Annotated in this window: 20 protein-coding genes and 1 riboswitch; of the genes, 15 read left to right on the top strand and 5 right to left on the bottom strand. The window is 41.5% G+C overall.

Annotated features, from left to right (window positions below):
* Positions 1–71 precede the first annotated feature (71 nt).
* Positions 72–247: riboswitch (M-box (ykoK) riboswitch) on the top strand.
* A 126-nt stretch (positions 248–373) separates the two neighbouring features.
* From IGK61_RS09100 to dat, 8 genes are all read left to right on the top strand, one after another.
* Entirely contained in the window at positions 374–1,528 is a 1,155-nt protein-coding gene (locus IGK61_RS09100) for an FtsW/RodA/SpoVE family cell cycle protein (protein ID WP_074536728.1), read from the top strand.
* The gene (locus IGK61_RS09095; RefSeq protein WP_005226223.1) at positions 1,506–2,699 is read left to right on the top strand and encodes an FtsW/RodA/SpoVE family cell cycle protein; all 1,194 of its coding nucleotides are present in this window, start codon (positions 1,506–1,508) and stop codon (positions 2,697–2,699) included. Before IGK61_RS09100 ends, IGK61_RS09095 begins: the two co-directional genes overlap by 23 nt.
* Positions 2,696–3,349, top strand: a complete 654-nt coding sequence (locus IGK61_RS09090; protein WP_074536729.1) for a phosphatase PAP2 family protein — start codon at positions 2,696–2,698, stop codon at positions 3,347–3,349. Before IGK61_RS09095 ends, IGK61_RS09090 begins: the two co-directional genes overlap by 4 nt.
* Position 3,350: 1 nt before the next feature.
* A complete protein-coding gene (locus IGK61_RS09085; protein WP_005226221.1) occupies positions 3,351–4,274 on the top strand; it encodes an LCP family glycopolymer transferase in 924 nt (307 codons plus the stop codon).
* Positions 4,275–4,485: 211 nt separating this feature from the next.
* Positions 4,486–4,902, top strand: coding sequence for a GNAT family N-acetyltransferase (locus IGK61_RS09080; protein WP_074536730.1), 417 nt, complete (start codon positions 4,486–4,488; stop codon positions 4,900–4,902).
* A gap of 76 nt (positions 4,903–4,978) precedes the next feature.
* Entirely contained in the window at positions 4,979–5,407 is a 429-nt protein-coding gene (locus IGK61_RS09075; RefSeq protein WP_228077459.1) for a hypothetical protein, read from the top strand.
* 162 nt (positions 5,408–5,569) lie between these two features.
* Positions 5,570–6,670, top strand: coding sequence for an AI-2E family transporter (locus IGK61_RS09070; RefSeq protein ID WP_010748435.1), 1,101 nt, complete (start codon positions 5,570–5,572; stop codon positions 6,668–6,670).
* 121 nt (positions 6,671–6,791) lie between these two features.
* Complete coding sequence (dat, locus tag IGK61_RS09065; RefSeq protein ID WP_074536732.1) at positions 6,792–7,649, top strand: D-amino-acid transaminase; 858 nt, start codon at positions 6,792–6,794, stop codon at positions 7,647–7,649.
* Between the two features lie 96 nt (positions 7,650–7,745).
* Here dat and IGK61_RS09060 read toward each other — a convergent pair whose 3' ends face one another.
* Together IGK61_RS09060 and IGK61_RS09055 are read right to left on the bottom strand one after the other, a co-directional pair.
* The gene (locus IGK61_RS09060) at positions 7,746–7,919 is read right to left on the bottom strand and encodes a hypothetical protein (protein ID WP_167823327.1); all 174 of its coding nucleotides are present in this window, start codon (positions 7,917–7,919) and stop codon (positions 7,746–7,748) included.
* Entirely contained in the window at positions 7,919–8,584 is a 666-nt protein-coding gene (locus IGK61_RS09055) for an NAD(P)H-dependent oxidoreductase (RefSeq protein ID WP_074536733.1), read from the bottom strand. The genes IGK61_RS09060 and IGK61_RS09055 overlap by 1 nt, the downstream gene beginning before the upstream one ends.
* Before the next feature lie 165 nt (positions 8,585–8,749).
* On the opposite strand from IGK61_RS09055, the gene IGK61_RS09050 reads away from it, so the two are divergent.
* The 4 genes from IGK61_RS09050 (at position 8,750) to IGK61_RS09035 (ending at position 12,745) form a co-directional block, all read left to right on the top strand.
* Positions 8,750–8,935, top strand: a complete 186-nt coding sequence (locus IGK61_RS09050; RefSeq protein WP_074536734.1) for a hypothetical protein — start codon at positions 8,750–8,752, stop codon at positions 8,933–8,935.
* Between the two features lie 167 nt (positions 8,936–9,102).
* Positions 9,103–9,888 (top strand): MurR/RpiR family transcriptional regulator, encoded by a 786-nt coding sequence (locus tag IGK61_RS09045; protein WP_074536735.1) that lies wholly within the window; start codon positions 9,103–9,105, stop codon positions 9,886–9,888.
* Between the two features lie 103 nt (positions 9,889–9,991).
* Positions 9,992–11,554, top strand: a complete 1,563-nt coding sequence (gene malX / locus IGK61_RS09040; RefSeq protein ID WP_074536736.1) for a maltose/glucose-specific PTS transporter subunit IIBC — start codon at positions 9,992–9,994, stop codon at positions 11,552–11,554.
* A gap of 30 nt (positions 11,555–11,584) precedes the next feature.
* The gene (locus IGK61_RS09035) at positions 11,585–12,745 is read left to right on the top strand and encodes a MalY/PatB family protein (RefSeq protein ID WP_438844798.1); all 1,161 of its coding nucleotides are present in this window, start codon (positions 11,585–11,587) and stop codon (positions 12,743–12,745) included.
* Between the two features lie 59 nt (positions 12,746–12,804).
* Here the strand turns inward: IGK61_RS09035 and IGK61_RS09030 are convergent, their stop codons facing one another.
* Together IGK61_RS09030 and IGK61_RS09025 are read right to left on the bottom strand one after the other, a co-directional pair.
* On the bottom strand, positions 12,805–12,975 hold the full coding sequence (locus IGK61_RS09030; protein WP_074536738.1) for an aldo/keto reductase: 171 nt from the start codon (positions 12,973–12,975) through the stop codon (positions 12,805–12,807).
* Between the two features lie 185 nt (positions 12,976–13,160).
* The gene (locus tag IGK61_RS09025) at positions 13,161–14,561 is read right to left on the bottom strand and encodes a C69 family dipeptidase (RefSeq protein WP_074536739.1); all 1,401 of its coding nucleotides are present in this window, start codon (positions 14,559–14,561) and stop codon (positions 13,161–13,163) included.
* Positions 14,562–14,726: 165 nt separating this feature from the next.
* On the opposite strand from IGK61_RS09025, the gene IGK61_RS09020 reads away from it, so the two are divergent.
* The 3 genes from IGK61_RS09020 (at position 14,727) to IGK61_RS09010 (ending at position 16,216) form a co-directional block, all read left to right on the top strand.
* Positions 14,727–15,146, top strand: a complete 420-nt coding sequence (locus IGK61_RS09020) for a DUF4430 domain-containing protein (RefSeq protein ID WP_005226209.1) — start codon at positions 14,727–14,729, stop codon at positions 15,144–15,146.
* Entirely contained in the window at positions 15,130–15,675 is a 546-nt protein-coding gene (locus IGK61_RS09015; RefSeq protein ID WP_015509784.1) for a metal ABC transporter permease, read from the top strand. Before IGK61_RS09020 ends, IGK61_RS09015 begins: the two co-directional genes overlap by 17 nt.
* A 169-nt stretch (positions 15,676–15,844) precedes the next feature.
* Entirely contained in the window at positions 15,845–16,216 is a 372-nt protein-coding gene (locus IGK61_RS09010) for a hypothetical protein (protein WP_005226207.1), read from the top strand.
* An 89-nt stretch (positions 16,217–16,305) separates the two neighbouring features.
* Here the strand turns inward: IGK61_RS09010 and IGK61_RS09005 are convergent, their stop codons facing one another.
* Positions 16,306–16,578, bottom strand: a complete 273-nt coding sequence (locus IGK61_RS09005; RefSeq protein WP_005226206.1) for a hypothetical protein — start codon at positions 16,576–16,578, stop codon at positions 16,306–16,308.
* Between the last annotated feature and the right edge of the window lie 19 nt (positions 16,579–16,597).

Raw genomic sequence — 16,597 nt, 5'->3', positions numbered from 1 at the left:
TAAAAATAACAGAGAATTGGTTGTATCTTTATTCGAGGAAGGGTACCATTCATATTGGATTGAAAAATAACATATAACCTTGTTAGGTGAGGCTCCTATACAAACACAAGCTATTGCGCAGAAACGTCGAAAGACGCCAATGTGTAAAACAGGAATTGTCGGATTAAGGCTTTTCATAAAATAGCTAAGAGAGCAAATGACTTTCTTTACGTTGTATAGTGCTAAAACTCGGACGATGAGATTGCTGCTAAAGTCTGACGTCCTAAGAGAAGTGAGACTTTTTTGCTTTTCTTTCTGATGGATGACGAAGCTCATAGAGCAAAATAACTGGTACCGTCTGAACACCTACTCCAAGGCAAGAGGAGTGGAAGCAATGATAGAAAAAAAGAAGATCGATTGGCTGCTGATCATAGCTTATTTGCTATTGAGCCTTATCGGTCTTTTAATGATTTATAGTGCAAGTTCATACCGTTTATTAACGAGAGATCAACCACCAGCGTCGCTATTTATCCGTCAATTGGTCTTTTTGTTACTTAGCTGGGTTCTTTTATTCATTATTCAGCGGACGCGAAGAGAGATTTTGCTTAGCAAATACTTAGCGATCGGTCTGCTAGCATTTGGGATCTTTACCTTGCTCTTAGCTCGTTTGCCCTTTTTTGGAGTCTCTGTTAATGGGGCACAACGCTGGGTCTCGATCGCAGGGATTCAATTTCAACCATCAGAGATCGTGAATGTAGGGATGGTCTTGTACCTTGCTCATTACTTTCAAACAGCAAAAACCACCTTGCAGGAAATGAAACGTCCGCTTTTCGTTTTGTTTTTGTGCTGTGTGTTGATCCTGTTTCAACCGAAAATAGCCGGTGTGATGATTTTGCTTTTTTTAGCATTTGTCATGATAACTACGGTACAAGTGCCCGTGAAGCTGACGGCTCTTTTATTTGGCGGCTTATTGGTTAGTCTGTTCTTGGCTGCCCTGTTGATCATGTTTTTAGGCGACAATGATTTATTGCCTCATATTTTTATGCACGTATATAACCGAATTCGCTTAGTAGGCGATCCATTCTCCGACCCTTACAATCAGGGGTTCCAAATGATCCATTCTTACTATGCTTTATTTAACGGAGGGCTTACTGGTCTCGGTTTAGGAAACAGTATTACGAAAAAAGGCTTTTTACCAGTTGCGGAAACCGATTTTATTTTTTCCGTTTTAGTAGAAGAGCTTGGCTTGCTTTTCGGGATTTTTGTTATTGGCTTATTGTACGTAATCATCTTACGTTTATTTATTCGTTCCGCCGCTATTGAAAACCCTCAGATTGGGTTGATATTGCTAGGAACAAGTACATTACTTTTGTTGCAAACAAGTATCAATATAGCCAGTATTTTAGGGTTGATGCCGATGACGGGGGTACCGTTACCATTTATCAGCTATGGTGGCTCCAGTTACTTTATTCTTTCATTTGCCTTTAGTATGTGCCTGAAATTAGAGCGAGAGGAGGGCAAACGAAATGAAGTTCCTCAAACGACATGATGCAAACTATGCCTTGTTGCTACCCGTTTTTCTGCTTTTTTTGCTAAGCATTTGGGTCCAGCATCAAGCTTCTGTAATGGATGGCAATGATCCTTCTGGAATCGTTTTTCGACAGATCGTTTTTTGTGTTCTATCCGCCATCGCGCTCTTCGTTACAAGTTTGATCCCAACCAATTTGCTCTTACGCTTTTCGGGTCTTTTGTATGTATTGGCACTAGGTCTGATGGCTTCTCTTCATTGGTTCTACGATCAAACGATGTTTGAGCAGACGCATACCAAACGCTGGATCAGAATCGGCGACTTTACCATTCAGCCCTCAGAGTTTATGAAAGTGGCCTTTATGCTTTTTATGGTCTATCTCACCTTAGTGTATGAAAAACGAAAAGCCGAACGGACCATTAAATCCGATTTGATCTATGTCACTAAGATCTTGCTTTATAGTATACCGACATTTCTATTGATGTTTATGCAACGGGACTTTGGTACGAGTTTAGTGTTTATCGTGATGTTAGGGGCTTTATTTATTATCTCTGGTGTTCATTGGAAAATTTTGACCGTAGTGATCGGTTTGATTGCAGCCCTTGGCGCTATTTTATTGCTGCTCGTGTTTACGGAATGGGGCAATCGTGTCTTGTTTCGACTTCATTTCTCGCAGTATCAATTAGACCGGGTGCGAGCATGGGCAGATCCCCTAGCGTATCAAGACTCTATCGCGTTCCAACAAGTTCGCAGTATGTGGGCGATTGGCTCAGGAGGCTTATTGGGAGCACCTGACACCCATACAACAGTGTACGTGCCGGTTCGTGAATCAGATATGATTTTTACAGTTATTGGTGAAACCTATGGCTTTTTAGGAAGTACTTTAGTGATCTTCTTGTATTTTTATCTCATCTATCAAATCATTTTCGCTGCGTTAAAAACGAATAACAAGGCGTCGGTCTATATCGCCATCACGTACGTTTTTGGCTTAGTCTTTCAGATCTTTGAAAATATCGGCGCGGCGATTGGGTTGCTGCCATTAACGGGAATTCCTCTGCCATTTTTAAGCCAAGGAGGAACCTCGTTGATTGCGATCAGTATTGCGATGGGAATTATTTTCGGGTTAGAAAAATTCCCGACTAAAGCGAAGAAACGATCGTACGCATTAAAAGAAAGTAGGGGATTAACATGAGCAAGACAGCAAAACAAGGGGTGATAGGTGGACTGCTTTGTAGCTGTTTCGCATGGTTGTTTTTCCTTGTAGCACTAGAGCCGCAGTGGTTCCAAACGCTTGATAACCTGTTTTCCCACGTGCCTCAATGGCGGACGGCTACAGTAGAAGCGATTTTTGTTCCGCTTGCTAGCACGGCAACGATCGTCCCGATAGCGGCTATTCATTTTCTATTGGCAGCAATTTTGTTTCTTCGGAAGAAACGGATCGAGAGTTTTTGGTTGATGGGAAATATGATCATAATCAGTGGTGTTGGCCAAGTGATCAAGAAATTCGTTGATCGCCCAAGACCGGAGTTTGCTGACAGTATGGAACGGGCGTCCGCCAGTTTTCCAAGTGGGCATACACTATTAGCGACCACGCTAATTATTTCTCTCCTCTTTTTCTTCGCACAAATAGCTTCTGGCAAAAGAGGCAAACGACCTATTAGCCAAAAAATAGCTATGTTTTTGGGATTGGTTTATTTACTGCTTATTATGATGAGCCGCCTGCTATTTGGGGTTCACTATCCTAGTGACTTGTTAGCGAGTATCTTATTGGCAAGTGGAATCAGCTCGATTACGTGTTCAATAGTTTTTTCAATAAAAAAAAGGGTGCTTAGGGGGGAATAAATTGAGTTTGGTAAAAAAAATAATTATTGTATTTTTGGCTTTGCTTACAGTGGTTGTGGCATCGGGGACTGCGTACGGAATCAAAGTATATTTTCAAGTTGAAAATGTTGCGCACTCGATTCATCGGCCGATAGAAGGAAGACAAGAAGCAGAGGTGATAGAAAACACAGAGCCTTTAAGTCTGCTTTTGCTAGGAATTGCCAATGATGCTCGCCGGCAAACAGATTATCGTGCCAATACGATCATGATTGCAACGTTGAATCCAGTTACGAAAAAAACGACACTTACGAGTATTCCCAGGGATGCGTATGTTGAAATTGTTGGTCAAGGATATGAAGATAAAATCAACCACGCACATTCCTTTGGCGGAGCAAAGATGATGATTGAAACAGTGGAACAATACCTTAATGTTCCGATTCATCATTATTTTTCTTTAAATATGGATGGTATGGCAGATCTAGTTGATGCGATTGGCGGTATTACCGTTGAAAACGATTTTGCATTTACTGCTGAGGATATCTATTTTGAAGAAGGTATCCTTGATTTGGATGGCTGGGAAGCACTTCAATATACCCGTATGCGCAAAGAAGACCCTGAAGGTGACTATGGACGCCAACGTCGTCAGCGAGAAGTGACAGAGATTTTGGCCAATGAATTAGTTTCTCTATCAAGCGTGATGCGGATTCAGGATCTGTTAACGATTATTGGGGAAAATGGTGAAACAGATTTAACGTTTTCTCAGATGAGTCAACTATTCACCCAATATCAATCGGCACTCGTTACTGTCGAATCTTACCAAATGGCGGGTACTGGGTTCACTGGCGATGGCTTTAGAGGTGAATACGGTATCTCTTATCAAGAAGTGTCGCCTGAAGAACAACAAGCGACGAGTCAGCGTTTAAAAAGCGAATTAATGCTTGATTAAGTAAGCCTTGGGTTTAATTAGTAATAACACCACTTCCTCTTTGTTCCTCTAGTAAATCGTGATTAGAGTTGACAGCTGCTTTTCCTCAGGATACTCTTTAGTCAAGCAAAGCAATTCGGCTTGAAGGGTAGCAAGAGCCTGTTCGGAGAAGGACTGTTAACTCTTTATTTGTTGCTGCATCGTTTGGTTAAAAGTTACAAGGGGGAAAAGAATGACTATCATCTTTAAAGATCAATTACCAGCGGATTCAAATCAGATACTCGCTTTGTATAAATGTTTTGGCTGGTTCGCCTATACGAAAGAGCCAGAGCGACTATTAAATGGCCTAGCTCAGTCGCAGGTGATCACTGCCTATGTTGAAGAGCAGCTAGTCGGACTTATTCGATGTATAACCGATGGACAAACCATTCTTTATATTCAGGATCTGTTAGTAGCGCCAGCGTTCCAACGTAAAAAAATTGGCCAGCGATTGCTCAAAAAAATGCTGGCGAATTATCCATCGATTCGACAAAAGGTTTTGATCACGGACAACACAGAGAAAACGCGCCGATTTTATGAGTCTTGCGGCTTTTCCTCTGTAGAAACGCAGCAAATTGCAGCATTTATTTATTCACCTAAAAACGAGTAGACAGCCAGGAATCCGATCGCTAGTTGAAAATGGTCAATTTATTAACGGTTTTATGTTTGATGAAGGAGTGGGAGAAATGAAGCTGCGATTTGCGTTATTTGTGTTAAGTTTAGTGATTGGTGTTGGCGCATGTGGAGGAAGCATACTGGCGTTTATGAGTATTGAGCCATTAAGGAAAGGACAGTCATTTGCTGGATTGGAATCGTCCATGCTCCAAGGAACGCCATTTACAACATTTTTGATTCCCGGGGTGTTTTTGCTAATTGTGTTAGGACTGGGCAATTTATTGGCAGCTATCCGATTGTGGCGCAACCAAGGGTATCATGGCGAATTGCTTTTAGGCATCTGTTTAGTTATCTGGATCATTGTTCAAGTGATTTTATTAAGGGGCGGGAATGTTTTGCATCTGATTTTCTTAATGTTAGGTTTACTCCAGCTCGGTGTGGCAGCTTACTGTATCAAACACTTGCAACTCTCGGTTCCTTTTTCTGCTCATCAAAATTGATTTTGCAGAAGGGTTTTATGGGTAAAATAATTAAATTAATCAAAAGTTTCCTGTGAAAAACGTGGATTTTTGAAAAAATATTCGCAAAAGGATCATTCGCTTAAAAAATTATGATAAACTGAAAGAAGTGAACGTATTTTCTAGAATCAGGAGGATCAATTATTGGAGTTTCTTAAAAAATCAAAAATTTTTGCAGGTCTGGTGATCGTCTGCCTTTTAGGGATCGCCGTCTGGATCTATTCAAATATACTGTTTGTTTTTCGACCATTAGAAGCAATCTTTTCTAGTGTCTTTTTACCTGTACTGATATCAATTTTTATTTTTTATATCTTTTTGCCTTTCTTTAATTGGGTAAAAAGAAGGACGAAAAAGAAAAGCATCGCGCTGTATGCGACACTGTTGTTGATCGTTTTTGCAGCTTATTTGATCATTCAGGTGATTGGACCCGCATTAGCCTATGAGATGGGACGCTTTATCAATCAAATACCCGTTATCATCAATTTAGTGATCGATAACATCGATCATTCCTATTTGGAGGAACTTTTCGGTCCTTTCATTGATTCGATCGATATTTCGCAAGCGAGTAATTTCGCTTTGCAGTTTATTACAGGGGCAACGAATAGTCTGACGAGTTTGATCTCCATCGTTTCTCACTCAGCGATCGTTTTGTTTACGATCCCACTGCTCTTAGTCTATATGTTTAAAGACGGTGAGAAAGTGCCAGACTTTTTAGCAAACAAAACACCGAAAAAGTACCAAGGTTTGATGCGTCAATTATGCAGTGATTTCCACCAAGCAGCATCTGCTTATATTGGCGGGAAATTGCTTGTATGTTCGTACGTTGCCGTTTCCAGTTATTTGATTTTTTCTTTGCTAGGTTTGCAGAATGCGTTGCTTTTAGGCCTGATTTGCGGTGTCTTGGATATCATCCCATACTTCGGACCATTTATCGGAGCGGCACCCGCATTTCTATTTGCTTTAAGTTTAGATATCCGTACCGCCATTTTATTGGTAGTGGGCATCACGATCATTCAATTGGGTGAATCGTATCTAGTTTCACCTCTAGTAATGAATAAAGTGTTGCATATCCATCCGATTATTGCGGTGTTCTTATTATTGATCGCCGGCAACTTGCTGGGATTTGTTGGTATGATCGTTGCACTTCCAGTGTATTCGATCATTATGGCGATGTCTGGCACGCTACTCCGTTTTTTCCAGGAACGCAAACTAGAACGTTCTGTGATCGATAAGGAGTCATTGTAACAATAAAACTTGCTGTTGAAGAAATCTTCATCAGCAAGTTTTTTGTTTTAGATGACACATAGCACGGTACAAAGACTCATGCTATACTGATTGAAACGAAAACGACGATAGGAGTGAGGAAATGAAGGTTTTGTGGAATGATCAGATCGTTGATCGAGAGGCAGTGAGAATTGATATCGAAGACCGTGGCTATCAGTATGGTGATGGGATCTATGAAGTTATCCGAATATATAATGGCCACTGTTTTATGTTAGCGGAGCATATGGCTCGATTGGAAAGCAGTGCACAAAAAATTAAGCTAACGTTACCCTATTCGATTCCCCAATTGACTGAAAATCTAAAGTTACTCATAAAGACTGAAGGAATCACAGAAGGAGAAATCTATCTTCAGATCACCCGAGGAATCGCTTCTCCGAGAAATCACGAGTTTCCACCAGCTGGATCGGTCAAAGGGGTGGTGACGGCAAATGTGATCCCCTTTGAACGACCAGATGAAATGCAGCAAGCAGGGCTTTCGGCAACCATCCTTCCTGATGAACGCTGGTTGCATTGTGATATCAAATCATTGAGTTTGTTAGGGAACCTTTTGGCGCTGGATCAAGCGATCGAAGCTGGTTTCGATGATGCGTTACTGCAACGAGATGGCTTTTTTACAGAAGCATCTGCATCCAATCTCTGGTTTGTCATTGATGGAATCGTCTGTACTCATCCGGACGGGCGCTTGGTGTTACCGGGGATCACGAAAATGAAGGTGCTTCAGTTGTGTCGGCAATTAGAAATTCCCTATCGAGAAGAACCCGTCCCGATTGAGGCACTACGCAACACGCAAGAGTGTTTCTTGACCAACTCGGTTTGGGAAATCGTTCCGATCGTTGCCATTGATGGGAAACCAGTTGGCACTGGCGTATTGGGTTCAATCACGAAGCAATTGCAAGCAGCGTATATCGCTGCCACAAAGAATAAAAGCGATTCATTGTGATTATGTAATAGAAACCACCTAAAAAAGCTTTGGCAACACCCAGTATTTTTAAGGCTGGGTGGGACCAAAGCTTTTTCTTGCGTTGAAAATTATTTCTTACCATTCACTAGGGTTCCACAACTTCCCATCAAGTTCTCCTTGTTTCAATTCGATGCGGGATTCTTGCTGCTGCAACAACTGTCCCAGCTCTTGCAAAAATGCTTTTTCGTGGTAATCAATGGTTTCTTGAATGGATTGTTCTATCAGCGGTGTTAGCCAATCATGACCCATCAAAGCACCTCCAATTCAGCTAAAGCATCTTCTAATTCGATCAATGTTTCATGGTTTTCCTGCAACAGGGATAGCAAAGGAGAAAGCTGTGGTTTTTCAGAAACCAAATGCGCCAGCTTCTCAGCAAACCATTGTTGCTTTTGATCAAACGTAAAGGGAGCGGGCATCGATAATAATTGCTGATAGGCAATGACAAAGGCACGCTTTTCTTTTTCCGTTTTATACATCAGTTGGTCAAGGACAACGATGGGTAACACGGTCATTTGGTGTTTTTTTGCCATCAGTACGAGTGGATGCAAAATTTCGTTAAAGGTCGTATTTTCTCGACCACCTAACTGAAATTCTTTGGCAGCAACACCAGTAGAAACGGCAAAACTGATTTCTTTTCCCACCAATGCAGGCGCGCAATTTTCCCACACCGTGTCGATCCAAGCTTTCATTTTTGCTGGAACACTGTACCAATATAAGGGGAATTGAAAAACCAAGCGGTCACAGTTTTGCAGCAGCGCCTGTTCATCGGCAAGGGAAAAGTCAGAAAAATCATCAAGAAAGTGTATGGTGACATTAGGAAGTTTGGCACTTTCACTGAAAAAACGTTGGGAAAGTGAGTTGTGGAAATCTGGGTGGCTAGCCACCACTAAGGTTTTTATCATGAGATTGATCATCCTTTCCTACTACATTTACCATATTTTACCAGAAAGGGAAACTAGTCTGCTTTGCTTTTCGTAGTGTTCGTCCTCTTTTAGTTTGATTTAAGGTACCTCGTCTATATTCATTGATAAGGAAGTGTCAGTAACAACTTACACGTGAAGGAAATGGGGGAATAGAGGATGGAACCAAACGATCCCTTGATCAAAGGTCTAGCAAATGTACTAATGCTCGCTGCCAATACAGTGGAATATGTCGAAAATAAACTTGCCAGTTGCCGACAACGAATATCTGGAAAGCAACCCTCAAAAGAAAGTGACTATGGTAATGGGCAAGAGTTTACAGAATTGACTGCGCAAAAAAGATAGATAGAGAGAAAATAGAAGAAGTGACTCACCAGATAAAAGGTGAGCCGCTTTTTTGCTGTCAAGTTCTTCATCATCAGTTGGTACTTTTCTTGAGGGAAGGTATAATGAGGAGATAAAGCATAGCGGAGAGGGAAGAATGAAGTAACAGTAGAGAGGAGAAGCAGGTGATGAACCATTTATACAAACGAATCCAATACAAAATCCCTGAGCTAAACCGAGTAGAACGAACCGTCCTTAACTATTGTTTGAGGGCGCCTGAGAAAGTTTCGGAAATGACGGCCGATGAGTTAGCTTCTCAAACCTATACTAGTCAAGCAACGATCAGTCGAATGGCGAAAAAGCTTGGCTTTACGGGTTTTCAAGAATTCAAATTTTCATTGAAAAGTTATCAAAGCCTTGAAAGAAACGAGTCTGCTACCCAAGCCTCTCTTGGCTTATCCCCACTGATCAAGCAAATGATTGACCAGCTGACGACATCCTTATCAATGATTGAAGAAGCTGACTTTCAGCGTGCCGTGGAAATGCTGCAGCAAGCACAACGAATCGAATTTTTCGCATTAGGGCAAAGTGCGCCGGTCGCATTATCTGCAAGTCGAAAATTGCGCTTTTTAGGTAAAACAGTGGGTGCATCAACGGATTGGGATGAATTGACAACCATCGCGAACCAACTATCAAAAAATGATTTAGCTCTTTTTATTAGTCATAGTGGAGAAACGATCGGGATGCTAAATTATGCTACTCGCTTGAAACAAAGAGGCGTTCCGATTTTAGCCTGTATTGGTCAACCAAAAAGCACGTTAGAAAAGCTTGCCACCTTCTCTTTTCCTGTTGAAATGTCAGCGATTTATCATCATGAAGTCGATCTGAGCCCGCGGATCTCCTTAGCGGCGTTACTGGATATTTTAATTATTCAATACGCCAATCAAATCGAAGCAGGACTTGCTCCTGAATGACCATTCCATTTTGTGAATGGTCATTCTTCTTTGGGGAACTGTATTGTAAGCCTTCTTGATATCGTTTACATTTTAAGAGATAAAAGTGTTAGGAGGAAATGATATGCAAAAAGGAAAGAAAGCAAGCTGGATGGAAATTTTTCAAGGACTTGGGAAAACATTTATGTTGCCAGTCGCTTTACTCGCATTCATGGGTTTATTTTTAGGGATTGGTAGTTCATTTTCATCTTCTTCAACGATCGACGTTTTCCCATTTTTAGGTGCCCCTTGGCTCCAAGTGGTTTTTCGTTTCATGTCAACGATCGGTGGGTTTGCCTTTAGTTACTTACCCGTCATGTTTGCGATGGCGATTCCTTTAGGTCTAGCAAGAAAAGAGAAGGGAGTTGCGGCATTCTCAGGCTTTGTGGGCTATGTCGTGATGCATTTATCCATCAATTTTTATTTACAAGAAACGAATCAATTAGCTGCTGCAGATCAACTACGAGAAGCAGGGCAAGAGATCGTTTTTGGCATTCAAACATTATCAATGGGTGTTCTAGGAGGTATTATCGCAGGATTGATCGTTTATAAATTGCATATGCGCTTCTACCATTTTCAATTGCCAGATAGTTTTGCATTCTTTTCAGGAGCACGTTTTGTTCCAATCATCACCTCGCTTACTTTAGCTGTGGTCGGGGTGATCATTCCGATGATTTGGCCGTTGTTTGCTATGATCATCACAGGAATCGGACATCTGATCCAACAAGCTGGTCCTTTCGGTCCGTTCTTATTTGGATCAGGTGAGCGCTTGTTACTGCCATTTGGATTACACCATATTTTGGTTTCCATGATTCGCTTTACCGAAGCCGGGGGAAGTCAGCTGATCGATGGTCAGCAAGTCTTTGGGGCGTTAAATATTTTTTATGCGGAATTACAAAACGGTTTAAGCATCTCACCAAGTGCAACTGCGTTCTTGTCTCAAGGGAAGATGCCAACCTTTATGTTTGGCTTACCGGCAGCAGCATTAGCTATGTACCACACGGCAAAACCTGAGAATCGTTCAAAAATAAAAGGCTTATTGATTTCAGGCGTCATTGCAACTTTTGTGACAGGAATTACTGAACCAATCGAATTTTTATTCTTATTCATCAGCCCTTTATTATGGATCTTTCATGTCATCATGACAGGTGCTGGATTTATGGTAATGAGTCTATTAGGTGTCACGATTGGAAATACCGATGGGGGCGTGCTTGATTTTCTTATCTTTGGCGTGATGCAAGGCGCATATACAAAATGGTGGCTCGTTCTGATCGTAGGAGCTTGCTGGTTTGCCCTTTATTACTTTGTTTTTAAAACAGTAATCCTTCGCAAGAACTTGAAGACACCTGGTAGAGAAGAGAACAGTGATCAAACGAATGAGTCGGAAGAGGAAATGACCTATTCTGGAAAGAGTGGCTACGATGCCCATGGTATTTTGGCAGCTTTAGGGGGAGCAAGCAATATTGATTCTTTAGACAATTGCATTACACGGCTACGCCTCGTTCTAAACGATGGTACATTGGTTGATGATGAACGGCTGAAAAAACTAGGTGCGCTTGGGGTCGTTCACTTAGATGATACTAATGTTCAAGTAATCATTGGAACGAAAGTAACAACAGTCAGAAATCAACTTGATGCGATTCTTTAGCAAAATTGTCAAGCAGTAGGAGTGAAGAAAATGTTTTTTGATGAACCAATCAATCGTAAAGGAACCCAGTGTACTCAGTGGGATTATGTTGAAGACCGTTTTGGTGAAAAAAACTTGTTGCCATTTACGATTTCCGATACGGATTTCAAGGTGCCAGCTGCAGTTGAAGCGGCACTTATCAAGCGGATGCAGCACCCGGTTTTTGGGTATACACGTTGGAATCATAATGAATTCAAGCAAGCGGTCTGCAAATGGTACTCTGAACGTTTTAACAGCATGATCAAAAGCGATTGGCTGGTCTACAGTCCTTCCGTTATGTATAGCGTTAAACAGCTCGTCACCCTACTCAGTGAACCAGGAGATGGGATCATTATTCAGACGCCAGCGTATGATGCGTTTTATAAAATGATCAAAGAGAACAAAAGAAAAATCGTACCTAATGCACTTATCTATGATGCGAACTCGTATCGCATTGATTTCGAAGAGCTAACAAGATTGATGGCACAGCCTGAAAACAAAGTTCTTCTCCTCTGTAGTCCTCATAACCCAACTGGGAGAGTCTGGCAAAAGGATGAGTTGCAACGAATCATCGAATTGGCGAAAACCCATGATGTATTTATCATCTCTGATGAGATCCATATGGACATTGTAAGAAAAGGACAAAGGCATCAACCGATCATTGATTTGTTGCAAGAAAATGTAGCCCTTGTTACTTCGGGAAGTAAAACATTTAATTTCCCAGGGTTGATTTATTCTTATGGAATCATTCCTGATCCCAAGTTGCGTGAGCGCTTCTTAACTCAGTTAAAAGAAGCCGATGGGTTGAGCTCCACCAGTATTTTTGGCATGACCTCAACGATTGCTGCCTACGATAATGAAAGTAAGTGGGTGGATCAGCTCAATGACTATCTTGATGGTAACATTGCTTATGTGATCGCTTATTTACAGGAACATCACCCAGAACTCGTGGTCACGAAAAGCGAAGCCACGTATCTTATGTGGATTGATTGTACAGCACTGGGTTTAACGATGGTAGAATTGCAGCAACGAATGATTCGAAAGGGGAAAGTCGCGATTATGTCAGGAGAGATCTATGGGAAAGAGGGGAGAAATTTTTTGCGCCTAAATATTGGCTGTTCGCGAGAAAAACTCATTGATGGCTTGAAGCGATTCACATTGAGTTTGACATAAAAAAGAACCCACTGAGCGATCAGAAAGATCCTGTATTCTTTCTGATCGCCAGTGGTTTTTTAGTCTTTCGTCGTGCGGGGAGCCATTGCAGTAGTAACGGGGATTGGTTCAACGACATGGAAATAACCTTCTTTGTCTTGAATGATCAGCATATCTTGCTGACTCTTGCTCTTGATGATCTCACCTTTAACAATTTCGTTGGTGACAGTCCGATAAATGCTTGTAGTCATGTTCATTCCTCCCAACGGTTTTTACCAATTGATCTTCAATAGGGGGACTAGTACAAATCAATTGCTTGATTTGTACCAGCAAGGAAAAAGAAAACGAATTGGTATCTTTAGTATAGGAGAGCAATGTTTAGATTGCTGCAATTCCATGTAAAGTTTTTGTTAATCCTTTTATTTTCAGCGATTGACTAATCGGCTAAAGAAAAACGCAAGGCCATTTTATTACTGCCAGACTCCACCATTTTTCCTAGTAACGTTGTTGCATTTTTTAAATACAGTTCGGCCATCTCAGCGTTGGCTTCTTCAAGCAGACGAGTAGGCTGCTTGTCAGAGGAAGCTTTACGATCAGTTTCTTGTTGGATGCGGCGACAAGCCGCCATCGTTTCCATTTCAAAACGGTTGGCAAGATCACTATAGCGATCGTAGTCGCTGTCCCCAATCAACGCCAAGGTGCGTCCTAACCAATAGCTATTTGATGGATCGTAGGTCTTTGTCGTATCGCAATAGCCAGGTGGGGTCTTAGTGATAGCTGCATAAAAGGGCACAACGCCATTGAAGGTATTGGGGCCAAAGGCAAGCCAATGAATTCCAGCGATTGCTGCGGGCACGTGGTTGCGGATCTGTAAAATATGGACTTGCTGGTTGCGATTGAGAGCAATCGATCGGAATTGTGTTTTTTGTGTCTCGCTCCCTGTACCGTAAGGGTCAAAAGGCGTATTTTGGAAGTGGGAGCTCAATGCCCATTTTACATCTTCCACGGATAGCTTTTGTTTTGGGTAGCATACAAACGGGAGCTCTTGATCGATCGGTTCAGCGGCTGTTCCGCTAAAGTGTTTTTGAATGTACCATGCCCGCGGGTTATTGTAACGGGTATCTTTTTTTGAGGAGCTGCCAAAAATATGGCGTAGATTAATGCCTTCAAAATCAGGATTTAATTGATAGTCTTCAATCAACTGTTCGAGATCCTGCGAACACAACGTCATTTCTGAGGCGAAATCGAAGTGATCAATGTTTAAGCGATTTGGTGCCACGACATAGGCATCATCTGGTATGCGAACAGCTGCCCAGTGATGTCCACCGATGGTTTCCATATACCAGATTTCCTCGGCATCAGAAAAAGCGATCCCGTTGGCTTCATAGGTCCCATAGGTTTCTAAAAGTTCCCCTAAGCGTAAAACACCTTCTTTAGCGGAATGGATGTAAGGCAGTACGATGCTGACGAAATCAGCTTCCCCGATACCATCTTCCACATATGGATCAATAGCCAAAATGCGTGAATTGGTTGTGATCGTTTCTGTTGCAGTCATGGCGATATTTTCTTCATTGATTCCTGAAGCTGCCCAAACTCCTTGCGATTCATCTGCTTCAGGGGTTGAAGTATAGCGTAATGATTTTGCTGGCAAACTGATTCGACAGTCGCTTAAAACGGCGTAAAATTCATTTCCTTGCTGTTCTGGAGTGATGACGACGAATTTTTGCGGTTCCGAACCGCTTCCAGAATCTTCATTGCGGGCAATCATGGTCGAGCCGTCGATCGATGCTTTTTTTCCTACTAGTAAAGTGGTACAGGACGCTTTTTTTCTATCCATCTTTCCAACACTCCTTCATTTCTTCTTACGAATGATTGAAGCTAGTATACCCATAGTCTCATGGTTTTACAATGCTTTCTATAGAGAGGAACAAAAAAATTTCGCCTTTTTTATTAATTTTTAGTAGAATAAGGTGTTGTAAAAAAAATCAAAGGAGCCATTATTATGAAGAAAACAGTTGTTTTTAGTTATATTTTTTTACTAAGTCTGGTTTTTGCCGGCTGTGCCAAACCATCGATGGATGCGGGAAACTCCTCCAGTGAATCTTCGTCAGTCCAACAAAACGCCGAAGAGCGCACTGCCCAAATCAGCTTCAATAATAAAAGTGAAGAGCAAGACCAGGAGATCGAAACCAAAACGGTCACTTTTAAAGAAGGGGTTTCTTTGATGACTATCATGAAAGAGAACTTTGACTTGGAAGAAAATCAAGGGATGATCACCAGCATTGACGGTTTAGCGCAAGATGAAAAAGCTGGCTATTATTGGACATATACGATCAATGATGAAATGATTACAACTGGGGCAGATGATACCTTTTTAGGAAACAACGATAAAGTGGTTTTCACCTATGAAAAATTCGAATAAACCACTTGCATTTGCTGGAAAAGAAATTGCTTATTTAGGGCTGCTTGTGGCAGCGGCCGTCGTCGGCAGGTCACTTTTTCAACCCTTACCCAATGTTCAACCAATGACGGTGATCTTTTTATTAGTAACCATCCATTTAGGTCTTAGTCGTGGATTGATCGTTTGTCTGCTCTCGATGCTGATTACCAATTTTTACATGGGAATGGGAATATGGACGATTGCTCAATTAGTTAGCTATGCAATCATTATTTTGGGGATGTATCTGTTGTCAAAAAGCAAGCTGTTTATGAAACGGTTGCTTTTACAAGTCAGCTACAGTGTATTTGCAGGGTTTGCTTATGGCTTTGTGATATCTTGGATCAGTGTCAAACTTTATGGGTTTCCTAGCTTTTGGGCTTATTATTTTCAAGGATTGAGCTTTGATGCCCTCCACGCAATAGGCAATGGCATTTTTTATCTGTTACTAGCACCGATCTTTCTGCGGCTTTTCCAACACTACTATCCAAAGAACAACAGCGAAGGGCACTAAGCGCTTCGCTTTTTTTGTTGAGTTAGCTAGTGTCGGGCAAAACGTCCATGACTAGAGGAAAAAGTCTTTGACGATCAAATGAGGTGAAAGGGGGTGTGTGAGGAAATAAGCAGGCATATTGTTGTGCAAAAGCGGTTTCTGCAGGTATCCTTAAGGTATCTAAGGAAGGATGTGGCTTTTGATGAAATGGATCGTGAAAAAAGATGATTTAGAAAGCTACCGTGCGAAGTTCCATGGAAAACTGGCTGGTTATGCCGAGGAAGCCAAAATGATTGCCCTGCCAACACCAAAATATTTTATCGTGGTGGTTGACGAAGAAAAAATCCACTTGATTCAGTTAGATCTGCAATTTCATGAAAAAGGGATGCAGACAATTATGATCCACGAGATCACAAAATTACAACTAGGCGGTGTGGTAAATAAAAAAGTCCAGATTCAGACACCTTCAACCACTGTCAAACTAATGATCAAACCGTTGGCGATCGGTATCAAAGAGGAGCAAAAAGCCTTGATCGATCGGTTTACTAGAATGTCGCGATAAACATCGGAGGAACACGCGGGAAAAATCAGCTGGATTTTTTCAAAAAAAAAGCAAGGGCAGTTGCCTGCACTTGCTTTTCGTGAGTCCTGTTATTCTGGTGTACCGACGATTTTAATAAACTCATCGATATTCTTGATTTTCATATGCTTGATCACTAACTGTTCCCGCTTGTTCCATTTTCCTTCGACTTCTAATTGGTATTTATTTAAAGGAAGGCGTAAGACATAACTGGCTAAGTAGCGATCCTTAATAATGCAATTCACGATTTTGTGGTCTTCTAAAAGTTGGATACCTGTTAGCATCATTGGCGTTTCTTGAAAAACACGGCTATTGACTAACAATCCAGTGTGGGTTTCGTTCATGGGATCTTCCTTTCTGACA

Source organism: Enterococcus sp. AZ063 (assembly GCF_051715045.1).
Taxonomy (GTDB): Bacteria; Bacillota; Bacilli; order Lactobacillales; family Enterococcaceae; genus Enterococcus_D; species Enterococcus_D casseliflavus.
The sequence above is the reverse complement of the archived record's forward strand: the minus strand, read 5'-3'. Positions and strand labels throughout refer to the sequence as shown.

Bases quoted from the DNA above. Each gene is read 5' to 3' on its own strand.
- dat (WP_074536732.1), top strand. From the start codon at position 6,792: ATGAAGGTTTTGTGGAATGATCAGATCGTTGATCGAGAGGCAGTGAGA.
- IGK61_RS09015 (WP_015509784.1), top strand. From the start codon at position 15,130: ATGAAAAATTCGAATAAACCACTTGCATTTGCTGGAAAAGAAATTGCT.
- IGK61_RS09005 (WP_005226206.1), bottom strand. From the start codon at position 16,578: ATGAACGAAACCCACACTGGATTGTTAGTCAATAGCCGTGTTTTTCAA.
- IGK61_RS09030 (WP_074536738.1), bottom strand. From the start codon at position 12,975: ATGACTACAAGCATTTATCGGACTGTCACCAACGAAATTGTTAAAGGT.
- IGK61_RS09035 (WP_438844798.1), top strand. From the start codon at position 11,585: ATGTTTTTTGATGAACCAATCAATCGTAAAGGAACCCAGTGTACTCAG.
- IGK61_RS09020 (WP_005226209.1), top strand. From the start codon at position 14,727: ATGAAGAAAACAGTTGTTTTTAGTTATATTTTTTTACTAAGTCTGGTT.
- IGK61_RS09010 (WP_005226207.1), top strand. From the start codon at position 15,845: ATGTGGCTTTTGATGAAATGGATCGTGAAAAAAGATGATTTAGAAAGC.
- IGK61_RS09050 (WP_074536734.1), top strand. From the start codon at position 8,750: ATGGAACCAAACGATCCCTTGATCAAAGGTCTAGCAAATGTACTAATG.
- IGK61_RS09055 (WP_074536733.1), bottom strand. From the start codon at position 8,584: ATGATCAATCTCATGATAAAAACCTTAGTGGTGGCTAGCCACCCAGAT.
- malX (WP_074536736.1), top strand. From the start codon at position 9,992: ATGCAAAAAGGAAAGAAAGCAAGCTGGATGGAAATTTTTCAAGGACTT.
- IGK61_RS09095 (WP_005226223.1), top strand. From the start codon at position 1,506: ATGAAGTTCCTCAAACGACATGATGCAAACTATGCCTTGTTGCTACCC.
- IGK61_RS09045 (WP_074536735.1), top strand. From the start codon at position 9,103: ATGAACCATTTATACAAACGAATCCAATACAAAATCCCTGAGCTAAAC.
- IGK61_RS09080 (WP_074536730.1), top strand. From the start codon at position 4,486: ATGACTATCATCTTTAAAGATCAATTACCAGCGGATTCAAATCAGATA.
- IGK61_RS09025 (WP_074536739.1), bottom strand. From the start codon at position 14,561: ATGGATAGAAAAAAAGCGTCCTGTACCACTTTACTAGTAGGAAAAAAA.
- IGK61_RS09090 (WP_074536729.1), top strand. From the start codon at position 2,696: ATGAGCAAGACAGCAAAACAAGGGGTGATAGGTGGACTGCTTTGTAGC.
- IGK61_RS09100 (WP_074536728.1), top strand. From the start codon at position 374: ATGATAGAAAAAAAGAAGATCGATTGGCTGCTGATCATAGCTTATTTG.
- IGK61_RS09075 (WP_228077459.1), top strand. From the start codon at position 4,979: ATGAAGCTGCGATTTGCGTTATTTGTGTTAAGTTTAGTGATTGGTGTT.
- IGK61_RS09060 (WP_167823327.1), bottom strand. From the start codon at position 7,919: ATGGGTCATGATTGGCTAACACCGCTGATAGAACAATCCATTCAAGAA.